12 protein-coding genes are annotated in these 13,049 nt (G+C 71.5%); 3 read left to right on the forward strand and 9 right to left on the reverse strand.

The annotated features are described in order from the left end of the window. The first annotated feature begins 453 nt into the window (after positions 1-453). Complete coding sequence (locus ACFXPL_RS05440; protein ID WP_384912816.1) at positions 454-1,122, forward strand: M23 family metallopeptidase; 669 nt, start codon at positions 454-456, stop codon at positions 1,120-1,122. Between the two features lie 52 nt (positions 1,123-1,174). Here ACFXPL_RS05440 and ACFXPL_RS05445 read toward each other — a convergent pair whose 3' ends face one another. Beyond that, a complete protein-coding gene (locus ACFXPL_RS05445; protein WP_384912819.1) occupies positions 1,175-1,756 on the reverse strand; it encodes a TetR/AcrR family transcriptional regulator in 582 nt (193 codons plus the stop codon). A gap of 145 nt (positions 1,757-1,901) precedes the next feature. On the opposite strand from ACFXPL_RS05445, the gene ACFXPL_RS05450 reads away from it, so the two are divergent. Beyond that, positions 1,902-3,563, forward strand: a complete 1,662-nt coding sequence (locus ACFXPL_RS05450) for an MDR family MFS transporter (protein WP_384912821.1) — start codon at positions 1,902-1,904, stop codon at positions 3,561-3,563. 133 nt (positions 3,564-3,696) lie between these two features. On the opposite strand, the gene cseC is transcribed toward ACFXPL_RS05450, so the two are convergent. From cseC to ACFXPL_RS05480, 6 genes are all read right to left on the reverse strand, one after another. Then, positions 3,697-5,019, reverse strand: coding sequence for a two-component system sensor histidine kinase CseC (cseC, locus tag ACFXPL_RS05455; RefSeq protein WP_384912824.1), 1,323 nt, complete (start codon positions 5,017-5,019; stop codon positions 3,697-3,699). After that, the gene (gene cseB, locus ACFXPL_RS05460; protein WP_384912827.1) at positions 5,016-5,720 is read right to left on the reverse strand and encodes a two-component system response regulator CseB; all 705 of its coding nucleotides are present in this window, start codon (positions 5,718-5,720) and stop codon (positions 5,016-5,018) included. The genes cseC and cseB overlap by 4 nt, the downstream gene beginning before the upstream one ends. 85 nt (positions 5,721-5,805) lie before the next feature. Beyond that, on the reverse strand, positions 5,806-6,492 hold the full coding sequence (locus ACFXPL_RS05465; RefSeq protein ID WP_384912829.1) for a hypothetical protein: 687 nt from the start codon (positions 6,490-6,492) through the stop codon (positions 5,806-5,808). 89 nt (positions 6,493-6,581) lie between these two features. Further along, positions 6,582-7,181, reverse strand: coding sequence for a SigE family RNA polymerase sigma factor (locus ACFXPL_RS05470; RefSeq protein ID WP_384912832.1), 600 nt, complete (start codon positions 7,179-7,181; stop codon positions 6,582-6,584). A gap of 156 nt (positions 7,182-7,337) precedes the next feature. Further along, entirely contained in the window at positions 7,338-8,315 is a 978-nt protein-coding gene (locus ACFXPL_RS05475; protein WP_384912835.1) for an A/G-specific adenine glycosylase, read from the reverse strand. A gap of 267 nt (positions 8,316-8,582) precedes the next feature. Continuing rightward, positions 8,583-9,233: a phosphatase PAP2 family protein gene (locus tag ACFXPL_RS05480; RefSeq protein WP_384912837.1), complete on the reverse strand. Its 651-nt coding sequence runs from the start codon at positions 9,231-9,233 to the stop codon at positions 8,583-8,585. A gap of 169 nt (positions 9,234-9,402) precedes the next feature. Here ACFXPL_RS05480 and ACFXPL_RS05485 point away from each other — a divergent pair, with 169 nt between their 5' ends. Beyond that, positions 9,403-10,314: a hypothetical protein gene (locus ACFXPL_RS05485; RefSeq protein ID WP_384912840.1), complete on the forward strand. Its 912-nt coding sequence runs from the start codon at positions 9,403-9,405 to the stop codon at positions 10,312-10,314. A gap of 141 nt (positions 10,315-10,455) precedes the next feature. Here the strand turns inward: ACFXPL_RS05485 and disA are convergent, their stop codons facing one another. Continuing rightward, positions 10,456-11,580, reverse strand: a complete 1,125-nt coding sequence (disA, locus tag ACFXPL_RS05490) for a DNA integrity scanning diadenylate cyclase DisA (protein ID WP_384912843.1) — start codon at positions 11,578-11,580, stop codon at positions 10,456-10,458. Positions 11,581-11,624: 44 nt separating this feature from the next. Then, positions 11,625-13,031 carry a DNA repair protein RadA gene (radA, locus tag ACFXPL_RS05495; protein ID WP_384912846.1) on the reverse strand — a complete coding sequence of 469 codons (1,407 nt, stop codon included), beginning with the start codon at positions 13,029-13,031 and terminating at the stop codon, positions 11,625-11,627. Positions 13,032-13,049 lie beyond the last annotated feature (18 nt).

Here is a 13,049-nt window from a genome sequence, read left to right on the forward strand (position 1 = left end):
CCGCCGCCGCGTGCGGGCTGGTGGTGACAGCGGCGCGGAGCGCGCGCTTCCGGGGGGTCCAGCCCTGAGCGCGCGCTTCCGGGTGTGGTCCGGCCCGCGGACCGGGGCGGTGCGCGGTTCTCCCGCCGTGGGGGCACGGTGGCGCGGGCCGGGGCTTTGGTCCTGAAACGGACAGTCGTTCTACCCGGTGGCCGTGACAAGGCGCACAGGCGTTTTCGGCGCTACTAGACGGAATAGTGCGGAAGCTGCCGGTTCGACAGGAAGGCCAGGCTGTGGGGGGCCTGTGCCATGGGCGGGACGGGCGGGGCGTCAAGAGGCCGAGGGCCACCTCCGGCGCTACGACGAGATGTCGTAGATGGGGTGTTTTGGGATGTGGGTGGGTCCGGGTTACCAAGGTGAGGCCAGCCCGGTGCGTGAGTGCCGGGACCATTCTTGCCCGGAGGTTCATCCCGTATGTCGCAGCGCAACCTGTCCCGTCTGTCCCGCCCGTCCGCCCTTCGTGCCCGTGCCGGCGTTCTGGCTGCCGGAGTCGGAGTGACGATGGTGGCCGGGGCCGGGGCCGCGTTCGCCGCGACCAGCGGTGACGCCCACGCGAGCCCGGTCGGCTCCTCCGCCACGGCCGCCGCGCACCAGCAGGCCGCCGTCCAGGCCAAGGCCGCCGGCGCCGAGCAGAGCAAGGCCGCGGCGAGCGCCAAGAAGGCCGCCGCCTGGACCGACCCCGTCAAGAAGTACACGCTGAGTGCGAAGTTCGGCCGCGGCGGCACCATGTGGTCGCACAAGCACTCCGGCCAGGACTTCGCCGTGCCGGTCGGCACCGCCGTCCACGCCGCCCACACGGGCACCGTGGTCAAGGCCGGTCCCAACGGTGCCGGTGACGGTCCCGCGTACGGCAACGCGATCGTGATCAAGCACAAGAACGGTACGTACTCGCAGTACGCGCACCTGTCGAAGGTCGACGTGGGCATCGGTCAGTCGGTCAAGACGGGGCAGAAGATCGCCCTGTCCGGCAACACCGGTAACTCCAGCGGTCCGCACCTGCACTTCGAGATCCGTACGACCCCGAACTACGGCTCGGCCGTCGACCCGGTGCCCTTCCTGCGCTCCGTCGGCGTCAAGGTGTGACACCTGAGGTGAGATCGGGCGCGGGGTTGTGACCCCGCCACGGGACCACGTCTCAGGACGTGGTCCCGTGGTGCGCCTTGGTGATCAGCTCCATGGAGACCTCCAGGATGGCTTCGCGCTTCTCCTCGGGGTCTCCTTCGACGTCCTTGAGCGCGAAGGTGCCGGCGTGCATGGTGAAGAGCGCGCTCACGCACCGGACCTGGTCGGTCATGGAGGCGTCGGGGTCCTTGAACAGCTCGAACAGGCCGGCCATGCGGCTCTTGAAGCTCTCGCCGACGCTCAGCTCGCGTACGGTCGCCTGGTTCTCCTGCATGAACCGGAAGAGCGGCGCCGCGCCCGCGAGCGCCGCGCTGTAGCGGTGCAGGATCTCCTTCTTGCTCTCCAGGGTGGGCGGCTGCTCCTGGCCCCAGGCGATCAGTTCGTCGATCGGGCGGGTGAGGTCCTGGAAGAGGCTGACCAGGATGTCTTCCTTGGTCTTGAAGTGGTAGTAGAGCGCGGCCTTCGTGACGTCCAGCCGCTCGGCGATCTCCCGCAGCGAGGTCTTCTCGTACCCCTGCTCCGCGAACAGCTCCAGCGCGACGTCCTGAATGCGCTGGCGGGTGTTTCCCCGCCGGGGGTGCTGTGTGCTGCCCATGGGTGCTCTCCCGAATTACTTACTTGACGCCCGGTAAGTAGAGGTCTACCTTACCGCAGTGTAGTCAGCTAGCCGGTCGGCAAGTAAGGGCCCCGGCGGGCGCATGTACCAGGCATCAGGGTGTACCAGGGGAGCGGTGGGGACGATGAGTGCGAACGGGAAACAGCCGGGGAAGGCCGCGGGCGCGGCACCAGCGGGGGAGGGGGCCGCGGGGTCCGTGGCGACCGCGGAGTCCATAGCGACCGCCGGGCCCGCGGCGACCGCGGAGGCGGCGGGGAGCGGTGGACGGCAGCCGCGCAGCGTGCGCGTCGTGCTGCTGGCGCTGATGATCGCGATGCTGCTCGCGATGCTCGACAACATGATCGTCGGTACGGCGATGCCGACCATCGTCGGCGAGCTGGGCGGCCTCGCCCACCTCTCCTGGGTGGTCACCGCGTACGCCCTCGCCACGGCGGCCTCCACACCGATCTGGGGCAAGCTCGGCGACCTCTACGGACGCAAGGGCGTCTTCCTCGCCTCGATCGTCGTCTTCCTGATCGGCTCCGCGCTCAGCGGCATGGCCCAGGACATGAGCCAGCTCATCGGCTTCCGGGCCGTCCAGGGGCTCGGCGCGGGCGGTCTGATGGTCGGCGTCATGGCCATCATCGGTGACCTGATCCCGCCCCGGGAGCGCGGCAAGTACCAGGGCATGATGGCCGGTGTCATGGCCCTCGCCATGATCGGCGGACCGCTGGTCGGCGGCACGATCACCGACCACCTCGGCTGGCGCTGGAGCTTCTACATCAACCTGCCGCTGGGCGCCGTGGCGCTCGCGATGATCACCGCCGTACTGCACCTGCCCGCCAAGGACCGCTCGAAGAAGGTCAAGGTCGACTACCTCGGTGCCGGGCTGCTGACCGTCGGCATCACCTCGATCGTGCTGGTCACGACCTGGGGCGGTACGGAGTACGCCTGGACCTCCGGGATGATCCTGCTGCTGATCTTCGTCGGTGTCGCCTCGCTCATCGGGTTCGTCGCCGTGCAGACCAAGGTCGACGAGCCGATCATGCCGCTGCACATCTTCCGCAGCCGCAACTTCACGATCATGTCGGTCGTCGGCTTCCTGACCGGCTTCGTGATGTTCGGCGCGGTGCTCTTCCTCCCGCTGTACCAGCAGGCCGTGCAGGGCGCCTCCGCCACCAACTCCGGTCTGCTGCTCCTGCCGATGCTCCTGTCGATGATGCTCGTCTCGCTGCTCGTGGGACGGGTCACCACCAACACCGGCAAGTACCGGATCTTCCCGATCGTGGGCAGTGGTCTGATGGTCGCGGGGCTCTTCCTCCTCGCGCAGATGGGCCCGGACACCTCGCGGCTGACCTCGGGGATCTACATGGCGGTGCTCGGCGCCGGGCTGGGCTTCCTGATGCAGATCACCATGCTCGTCGCGCAGAACAGCGTCGAGATGAAGGACATGGGCGTCGGCTCGTCCACCACCACCCTCTTCCGTACGCTCGGCGGCTCCTTCGGCGCCGCGATCATGGGCGCGCTCTTCACCAGCCGGGTGCAGGACGAGATGGCGTCCCGCGCGGGCTCCGGCGGGGCGGGTGTGACGGAGCAGTCCGCGCAGCTCGACGCGGCGAGCCTGGCGAAGCTGCCGGACGTGGTGCGTGAGGCGTACCAGCAGGCGGTCTCCGCCGGTACGCACTCGGCGTTCCTGCTCGGCGCCGGCATCGCGGTGATCGGGTTCGCGGCGGCGTTCTTCGTCCGTGAGGTTCCGCTGCGGGGTGCCGGGCCGAAGAGCCCCGACGAGGTCGCGCAGACCGTCTGACCCGTGCTCCTCCCCTTGTCTTCCGGCCCTGTCCCGCGTCGCGGGACAGGGCCGGCGGCCGTTCCCAGCCCCTCGAAGCCCCTCCGGGGCGGGCGGGCAGTCGAGGCCCCTCCGGGCCGGACGGCCGCTCCGCTCAGTCCTGGAGGTGGTGGAGCAGCGGGAAGCTGCCCGTGTTCGTCGGGGCGTGTTCCGGGAGCCAGAGGACCGCGATCGCGCCGCTCACGCCGCTCGCGCCGCTGTCCGGCGCCCCCGAGGGGGTCGCGTTGCGGAATGTGAGACGGGCGCCCAGGACGCGGGACTGGCCGGCCGCGATGGTCAGTCCCAGACCGTGCCCGTATCCCGCGCGGTCCGTGGCACCCGTACGGAAACGGCTGGGGCCCTCGCGGAGCAGCGCCTCGGGGAAACCGGGGCCGTGGTCCCGTATCCGTACGACCCGGCCCTCCACGGTGACCTCGACCGGTGTCCCGCCGTGCTTGGCGGCGTTGGCCAGCAGATTGCCCAGGATGCGCTCCAGCCGGCGCGGGTCGGTGTTGACCCACGAGTCGTGGACCACCTGCACCTCGATGTCGGGGTTGAGCAGGGCCACCCGCCGGGCGACGAACTCGCCGAGCGCGATCTCCTGGAGCTCCGCCCGCTCCGAGGCGCTGTCGAGCCTCGCGACCTCCAGGACGTCCTCGACCAGGGTCCGCATGGCCTGCGCCCGGTCGCGCACCAGCTCGGTGGGGCGCCCCGGTGGCAGCAGCTCGGCCGCGGTGAGCAGCCCCGTGACCGGGGTGCGCAGCTCGTGGGCGATGTCCGCGGTGACCCGCCGCTCCGCCTCGATCCGCTCGTTCAGCGCGTCCGTCAGCGCGTCCACGGCGCGGGCCAGCTCGTCCGTCTCGTCGCGTACGACACCGCCCACGGCATCCCCGACCCGTACGTCCGTATTGCCCTGCGCGACCCGGCCCGCCGCCGCGGCGGCCTTCCGCAGCCGCCGCGAGAGCTGGCCGCCGACCAGCACCCCGAGGGCGCAGCCGCCGAAGACCACCGAGACGGAGCCGATGATCAGGGACCGGTTCAGGTCCTTCATGATCGTGGTGGAGCGGTCGGCGAACTTGCTGTGCAGCGAGAGTACGGTGCCGTTGCTGAGCGGGACGGCCGCCCAGACGTCGGGCACCCCGTTCGTCTCCTCCTGCACGTAGGTCGCGCGTCTCCCCTGGTTCATCTTCTGCTCCAGGGAGCGCGGCAGCGCCGGGTCGTCGACCTTCGTGCCGAACTTCGCTTCCTTGGTGCTGTCGTACATCCGCTGGGCGAACAGCAGCCGTTCCATCTGGACTTCGCGCGCGTTGTCGAGCATGGAGACCCGGGCCGAGTTGTGGACGACCAGGCTCAGGGCGACCGCCACGAGCGCGCTGACCGCCGCGATCGCGATGCTGATCTTCCACCTGACACCGGTGCGCAGGGCGAGGCGTTTCATGCCTTGAGCTTGTATCCGAAACCGCGGACCGTGTCGATCCGGTCCTGGCCGATCTTGGTACGCAGCCGCTGCACATGGACGTCCACGACACGGGTGTCGCCGCCCCAGCCGTAGTCCCAGACCCGCTCCAGCAGCTTGTCCCGGGAGAGCACGGTACCGGGCGCGGACGAGAACTCCAGGAGGAGCCGCATCTCCGTCGGGGTCAGCGCCACCCGCACGCCGCTCCGCCGCGCCTCCATGCCCACCGTGTCGATCTCCAGATCGCCGAAGGACAGCACGCCGTGCTCGTCGGGCTCGCCCTGCCCGCCCGGCTCCCCGGCCGGGCGGCCCGCGTGGCCGAAGCGGCGCAGTACGGCGCGGATCCTGGCGACGAGCACCGCGCCGTCGAAGGGCTTGGTCACGTAGTCGTCGGCGCCCGCCTCCAGGCCCAGCACCACGTCGATCGAGTCGGCGCGGGCCGACAGCATGATCACGGGCACGGTCGACTCGTCACGGATCCGGCGGCACAGGCTGACACCGTCCAGGCCCGGCACCATCACGTCGAGCAGCGCGATGTCGGGCCGGTTCGCGCGGAACGCCTCCAGGCCGGAGAGTCCGTCCGGCATGGCGGTGACCGCGAAGCCGTCGCGCTCCAGCGCGAGTTGGGTGGCTTCGCGGATGACGTCGTCGTCCTCGACGAACAGGACATGGGTCTCTGCCATCCTGCGGCTCTCAGTTCTCGGTCGTGGGTGTCGTGCCGGAAGGCGAACGGGTCATGTCGGGTGGCGTCCCGCCGGGCGGAGGGCGTCAGCCTCCGTCGGCCACGGAGGGATCGGGCTTGGGCGCTGTCCGCCGGTAGTCGTTGCGTACGCGGTACCGCTCGCTGAACTTGCCGTGGCCCCAGCTGTACGTGACCACGTCCTCGCCCGAGGGGTACGACATCGGGTCGCCCCGCGCGTACACCTGCTGGGTGACGACCAGTTCGCCGCGGTCGATCGCGGAGTAGATCGCCGGCTCCTCGGCCGCGAAGACGTTCTCGTACGCCTTGCCCTTATCGCGGTACACGAACGTGCCGATGCCGACGGCGTCGCCGCACGTCATCACGTTGATCACCACATCGGGCGCGGTACCACCGGTGAGGTTCCCGTACGACGTGTCCACCGGGTACGTGTCCTCGCCGCACCGTTTGAGGTCGGCCTTGATCCGCGGGCTGACCTTGGGGTCGTTCCTCAGCAGGGACAGCGCGTCGACGGTCGTGGCGGGCGTCACCGTGGACGCCTTGTGCGTGGGTACGTTCCGCTCGACCGGCGCGGTCACGGCCGCGCCCTCGTCCCGGGTCCCCGTACCGCCCGTCGAGCAGCCGGCCGCGAGCAGGCCGAACGCGGCGAGCCCGGCCAGTACCGTGCCACCCGCCGCCAGGGACGCGTGCCCCGCCGATTCCCGCCCCGCCGATTCCCGCCCCGCCGATTCCCGGCCCACTGTTTCCCGGCCCACTGTTTCCCGGCCCACCGTTTCCGGTCCCGCCGTTTCCTGGCCGGGTGGTCCGGTCTCCGCCGATCTGCTCCCCGACCGATCGGGGCCTCTCAGGCCGCGCACCTCTCCCGCCCCCGTTCCCGGCGGCCACCCCGGCCGCCATGTGCGTCACGACGTACCACCGCCGGCTTCTGAGGCGCGTTGGCGTCCCGGCTCTCGGCCGCGCGGCTCTCCAGCTCCTCCCGGAGCCTCGCCAGCGCGCGGTGCAGCGTGCTCTTCACCGTACCCGCCGACATGCCGAGCGCCGCGGCCGTCTCCTCCGTGCTCATCTGCTCCCAGTGTCGCAGTACGACGACGCTGCGTTGCTTCGGAGCCAGCACCCCGAGGATGTCCATCAGCAGCGCGCGGTCGGCCCGCTGCTCGCTGCCGTCCTCGACGCTCGCGTCGGGAAGCTGCTCGGTGGGGACCTCTTCGAGCTTGCGGGCGCGCCACCACTCCGTACGGGTGTTGATCATGACGCGGCGGAGGTAGGCGTCGGCGAGGGACTTGTCGGCGATACCGTCCCAGCGGCCGTACGTACGGGCCAGCGCGGTCTGGAGGAGATCCTGCGCGTCGACGGGATCGGGTACGAGCCGCCGGGCGCTCCGCAGCAGAGCCTCCTGCCGGGTACGCACGTACTCCTCGAATCCGAGCACATCACCCTGCGCCATGCCAACCGCCTCCGACCCCGTGATCATTCATGCCGTTCCCGACGGCACTTTCCTGACGTCACTGAAATTACGGAGCGGTTGTCACGAGGCTGTGCGGGACAGCCGTCGGCGGACGCACGGCTGCCCATCGGTTGTGTAACGGCGGCCGAGCGGGGCTCAGCTCTGCGGCAGCCGGTACAGGGCGTTCTCCAGGGGCTCGACCAGTCCGTCCGCGACCAGCCCGTCCAGGGCCCGCCCCCGCTGCACCGGCTCGTCCCACACCGCGTCCAGCGCCGCCTGCGGTACGGGCGTCGCCGCGTCCCGCAGCACGGCGAGGAGCTTGCCGCGGACCTGGCGGTCCGTGCCCGCGTAGGTCTGGCCGCGCCGCGGCGGCCCGTCGTGGGCCGGCTTCCCGGCGAGCTGCCAGGCGCACCGCGCGGCGATCGGGCAGCGCGCGCACCCCTCGTTCTTCGCCGTGCAGATCAGCGCGCCCAGTTCCATCGAGGAGGCGGCCCAGCGCGCCGCCGTCGACGCGTCCTCGGGCAGCAGCGCACGTGCGAGCTTCCGCTCGGCGGCGGTGGTCGCGTTCGGCGGGTACTGGACGCCGTTCACGGCGCGGGCCAGGACGCGCCGTACGTTCGTGTCGAGCACGGCGTGCCGCTGCCCGTACGCGAACGACGCGACCGCGGCGGCCGTGTACTCGCCGATCCCGGGCAGCGAGAGCAGGTGCGCGTGCTCGCGGGGTACGTCACCGCCGTGCCGCTCCGTTATCGCCTTCGCGGCGCCGTGCAGCCGCAGCGCGCGGCGCGGGTAGCCGAGCCGGCCCCAGGCGCGCACCGCTTCGCCGGGTGCCTCGGCGGCCAGGTCGGCGGGGCGGGGCCAGCGGGCGAGCCACTGTTCGTACACCGGCAGGACCCGGTTCACCGGGGTCTGCTGGAGCATGAACTCGCTGACCATCACCCCCCAGGCGCCCGCCTCGGGGCGGCGCCAGGGCAGATCGCGGGCGTGCGTCTCGAACCACGCGATGACGGGGGTGTGGAGGGTGGAGGGGACGGCGGGGGGAAGGGCGGCCGGACCGGCCCCGTCCACCGGGGCGGGGTGCGGCGGGGGTGACGGGTGGCGCGGGGGCGTCGAGTGCGCGGAGGTAGCAGTCATGGCAGTTCCGATCCTGACATGTGCGGGCCCGCGGACGGTGCAGCAGGCAGGCGTACGCCGGAGTACGCCGGACAGCACCACGCGCTCGGGTCAGCGCCCGCGAGCCGCGCGGTCCTCACGCGCCCGCGCGTGCGCGCCGCCACCACGTGCCGGGGTCGGCGTCTCGCGCCCGGGGCCGGACCCGCGCGCCCGGTACCCCGCGCCCGGTCCGGCGTGCTCCAGAAGTACGTACGCCTTTTCTCTCCCCGTTCGCTCGTGCGGTCGGGCTCAGCTCCGGCCGGCGCTGTGGCGTCCGCGCGCCACGGCCGGTGCGCCGTCGCCGGAGCCCGCCAGCCAGAGCGCCGCGCCCGATCTGCTGGAACGCATCGTCTCCACCAGGAGCTGCACGGGACGGGCCGCGAGGAGGACGACGACCGTGGCGATCACGCCGCCGAACACGAGGCCCACCGCGACGTCGTGCGGGTAGTGGACGCCGACGAAGACCCGCGAGAACGCCATCAACAGCGCCATCGGCACCGTCAGATAAGCGAGTACGGGGCGTGCGAGCACGAGGGTGATCGCAGCGGCGCCGGCGATCGTCGAGTGGTTGCTGGGGAAGGACCAGTCACCCACGGGCGGACAGGGGATGAGGGAGACGGCTCCCGTGACGGTCCGGCAGGGGCGGTCCTCCTGGATCACCGATTTGGACACCTCGCTGCACACATAGGCGAAGGCGGTCGCGAGCGGGGCGAGCACCGCGACGGCCACGGCGCGCGAGCCGGTCGGTCTGGCCTGCCACCAGATCACGAGGAAGAGGACCCCGAACAAGAGCAGTCCGGCTTCTGTCCATATTTCCGCCAGGAACTGGAACCAGGAAGGGGTGGTGTGGGCGAAGTCGACGACGTCTCGATAGAGGCCGCTGGTTGCGCTGCTGTTCATGGGGAGAACGTACCGAGGCCATCGAGGGTTCCCTCAATCGCCATCTGAATGCGCGTCAGCCGAAGATCACGGCCCGACTCGCCTCTGCGGGATGATGATCCGTAAAACTTGTGCACACGGGCGGCATGTGGGGCGGGAGTTGGCCCGGATCTCTCGTACAGTTTGCGACGTGGGATCTTTGCGCAATCCGGTCGGGCCGCTTCCCTCCACCATCTACTGGCGACGGAGGGCAGTAGCGGCGACGCTGATCGCGCTGCTCGCCCTGCTGGTCGTATGGGTCGTCACCTCGGGCGGAGGTGGCAGGAAGACCGACGGCAAGGGCGACGGCGCCAATCCCGCGACGACGATCACCCCGGGCCCCTCCGGTTCGGGCCCCGCCATCAGTGAACAGCCGGGCGGCCGGGACGAGTCGGAGGGCACCGGCGGGGACGGCGACGGCGGGAACGGTACGGACGCGGGCGCCGACGGCGGCAAGAACGGCGACACCGGCGGCTCGGGCGGCGGCGGCGCGGGCTCGGGCGGCGGCGAAGGCGCGTCGTCCGGCGGCGGTTCCGCCGGCTCGGCCGGTTCCGCCGGTTCCGCCGGCTCGTCCGGCTCGTCCGGCTCGTCCGGCCAAGGTTCCGGCTCCGGCGGGGGCACCACCACCTCGGGCCAGCAGGTGCCCGGGAGTTCCGCGCTGCCGGACTGCACCCCCGGCTCCCTGACGCTGACCCTCGCCCCGACGAAGGTCGCCTACGGCCCCGGCGAGAAGCCCGTGTTCCGGCTGACCGCCAAGAACACCTCCGCGACCACCTGCAAGGCGGACTTCGGACCGAAGGCCGTGGTGCTCACCGTGACCGACTCCGACGACGAGCGGGTCTGGTCCTCCAAGGACTGCCCCCAGGCCGGCAGCGCCCTGTTCCGGGTACCGGCGGGCGCCACCGTCACCCGTACCGTCGAGTGGGACCGGGTACGCAGCGCGGCCCGGTGCGCCACCCCGCCGGCCGGGGCGGTCGGCCCAGGAACGTACCTGGTGGAGGCGGTGGCGCCGGGCGCGACGGTCAAGCAGGGGCAGCAGTCGATCCGCCTGGAGAAGGACTGACCCCTCCGCGCACGCGGCAGCACACGGGACACGCGAACGCCCCGGCCGGGATCTCCTCCCGGGCCGGGGCGTTCGCGTACTCGGGCCGGACGTACGGCCGGACGTACGGCGAGTTGTACGGCCAGATCCAGACGGAAGACCCTAGACGTACCGCTCCAGGATCGACGACTCCGCCAGGCGGGACAGGCCCTCACGGACGCTCCGCGCGCGGGCCTCGCCGACGCCGTCCACCGTCTGGAGGTCGTCCACGCTCGCCGCCAGCAGCTTCTGGAGCCCGCCGAAGTGCTCGACCAGCCGCTCGATGATGGTGCCCGGGAGCCGCGGCACCTTCGCCAGCAGGCGGTAACCGCGGGGCGAGACCGCCGAGTCGAGGGTTTCCGGTGAGCCGCTGTAACCCAGGGCCCGCGCCACGATGGGCAGTTCCAGCAGCTCCGGGTGGGTGAGCGCGTCCAGTTCCACCAGGGCCTCCTGGACCGTACGGGCCCGTTTCGCGGTCGGCTCCGGTACGTAGTCGCGGGCCACCAGGTCCCGCTCCGGCTCGACGCCCGCGATCAACTCGTCCAACTGGAGCGAGAGGAGCCGGCCGTCGGTACCCAGCTCGACCACGTACTCGGCGATCTCCGTGGCGATCCGGCGCACCATCTCCAGCCGCTGCGCCACCGCCGTCACGTCCCGGACCGTCACCAGGTCCTCGATCTCCAGGGCGGAGAGCGTGCCCGCGACCTCGTCCAGACGGAGCTTGTACCGCTCCAGGGTCGCCAGCGCCTGGTTCGCCCGCGACAGGATCGCCGCCGACTCCTCCAGGACCCGGCGCTCCCCGTTCACGTACAGCGCGATCAGCCGCATCGACTGCGACACGGAGACGACCGGGAAGCCGCACTGCTTGGAGACCCGGTCCGCCGTGCGGTGCCGGGTGCCCGTCTCCTCGGTGGGGATCGAGGACTCCGGCACGAGCTGCACGCCCGCCCGGAGGATCTTCGTGATGTCCTTGTCGAGAATGAGCGCGCCGTCGAGCTTGCACAGCTCGCGCAGCCGCGTCGCGGTGAACTCCACGTCCAGCACGAAACCGCCCGTGCACATCGACTCGACGGTCTTGTCCATTCCCAGGACGATGAGACCGCCGGTGTTACCGCGCAGGATGCGCTCCAGCCCGTCGCGCAGCGCCATCCCCGGCGCGACAGCGCTCAGGGACGCGCGGATCAGCGCTTCGTTGCCGGAGCCCGCGCCGGACTTTCCGGGTGCTGATGCCCGGTCGTTGGCTGCCACTGCACTCCTCCGGCTCGTACGGATGGGCGAGACCAGGGCAAAGTCTACCGGCGAGCGTTGTCGTCCCGTGGGGCGTCCGCCCGACCTCGGCGCGGCAGCACCCTCAGAGCATCTCCCATGTCGGCCACCTCCGTCACCTTCATACCGGGCGGGACCTTGCCCGGATCGGTCGGAACGAGGGCCTGGGTGAAGCCCAGACGGTGTGCCTCGGCCAGCCTGCGCTGGACCCCCGTGACCCGTCTGACCTCGCCCGCGAGCCCGACCTCACCGATCGCGACCAGGTTCTTCGGCAGCGGGGTGTCGCTCGCGGCCGACGCCAGCGCGAGGGCCACGGCCAGGTCCGCGGCGGGCTCCGTGAGCTTCACGCCGCCCACCGTCGCGCTGTAGATGTCGCGTTTGCCGAGCGAGCTGATCCGGCCGCGCTGCTCCAGTACGGCCAGCATCATCGAGACCCGGGAGGTCTCCAGCCCCGAGGTGGTGCGCCGGGGCGAGGGGATCTGCGAGTCGACCGTGAGCGCCTGCACCTCGGCGACGAGCGGCCGGCGCCCTTCGAGGGTGACGGTGAGACAGGTGCCGGGGACGGGCTCGTCGCGCCGGGTCAGGAAGAGCCCCGACGGGTCGGCGAGGCCGGTGATCCCCTCGTCGTGCAGCTCGAAGCAGCCGACCTCGTCCGTCGCGCCGTACCGGTTCTTCACGCCGCGGACCAGCCGCAGCCGCGCGTGCCGGTCGCCCTCGAAGGAGAGCACGACGTCCACGAGGTGTTCGAGCAGCCGGGGGCCCGCGATCGCCCCGTCCTTCGTCACGTGCCCGACCAGCAGCGTGGCCATGTCGCGCTCCTTCGAGGCCCGGATGAGTGCCCCCGCGACCTCCCTGACCTGCGCCATGCCGCCCGGCGCCCCGTCGATCTCGGGCGACGCGACGGTCTGTACGGAGTCCATGATCAGCAGCGACGGCTTGACCGCGTCGAGGTGGCCGAGGACGGCGGAGAGGTCCGTCTCGGCGGCGAGGTACAGATGGTCGTTGATCGCCTTGATCCGGTCGGCGCGCAGCCGGACCTGGCTGGTGGACTCCTCGCCCGTCACGTAGAGCGTGCGGTGCTCGTCGCTGGCCGCCTTCGCCGCGACGTCCAGCAGCAGCGTGGACTTCCCCACGCCCGGCTCGCCCGCGACCAGCACCACAGCCCCGGGCACCAGCCCGCCGCCCAGCACCCGGTCCAGCTCCGGCACGCCGGTCGAGCGCGCCTTCGCCGTACGGATGTCGACCTGGCCGATGGGGAGCGCGGCCGTGGAGACCCGGCCGGCCGCCGTCGTCCGCACCGCGGGCGCGCCGTACTCCTCGACCGTCCCCCACGCCTGGCACTCGGGGCAGCGGCCGAGCCACTTGGCGGTCGTCCAGCCGCACTCGGTGCAGCGGTAGGACGGCCGGTCCTTGGATTTCGTACGGGCAGCCATGGCGTCACCGTATAGGGG

The sequence above is a fragment of the Streptomyces sp. NPDC059092 genome (assembly GCF_042756365.1).
Taxonomy (GTDB): domain Bacteria; phylum Actinomycetota; class Actinomycetes; order Streptomycetales; family Streptomycetaceae; genus Streptomyces.

Bases quoted from the DNA above. Each gene is read 5' to 3' on its own strand.
- ACFXPL_RS05440 (WP_384912816.1), top strand. From the start codon at position 454: ATGTCGCAGCGCAACCTGTCCCGTCTGTCCCGCCCGTCCGCCCTTCGT.
- ACFXPL_RS05445 (WP_384912819.1), bottom strand. From the start codon at position 1,756: ATGGGCAGCACACAGCACCCCCGGCGGGGAAACACCCGCCAGCGCATT.
- ACFXPL_RS05450 (WP_384912821.1), top strand. From the start codon at position 1,902: ATGAGTGCGAACGGGAAACAGCCGGGGAAGGCCGCGGGCGCGGCACCA.
- cseC (WP_384912824.1), bottom strand. From the start codon at position 5,019: ATGAAACGCCTCGCCCTGCGCACCGGTGTCAGGTGGAAGATCAGCATC.
- cseB (WP_384912827.1), bottom strand. From the start codon at position 5,720: ATGGCAGAGACCCATGTCCTGTTCGTCGAGGACGACGACGTCATCCGC.
- ACFXPL_RS05470 (WP_384912832.1), bottom strand. From the start codon at position 7,181: ATGGCGCAGGGTGATGTGCTCGGATTCGAGGAGTACGTGCGTACCCGG.
- ACFXPL_RS05475 (WP_384912835.1), bottom strand. From the start codon at position 8,315: ATGACTGCTACCTCCGCGCACTCGACGCCCCCGCGCCACCCGTCACCC.
- ACFXPL_RS05480 (WP_384912837.1), bottom strand. From the start codon at position 9,233: ATGAACAGCAGCGCAACCAGCGGCCTCTATCGAGACGTCGTCGACTTC.
- radA (WP_384912846.1), bottom strand. From the start codon at position 13,031: ATGGCTGCCCGTACGAAATCCAAGGACCGGCCGTCCTACCGCTGCACC.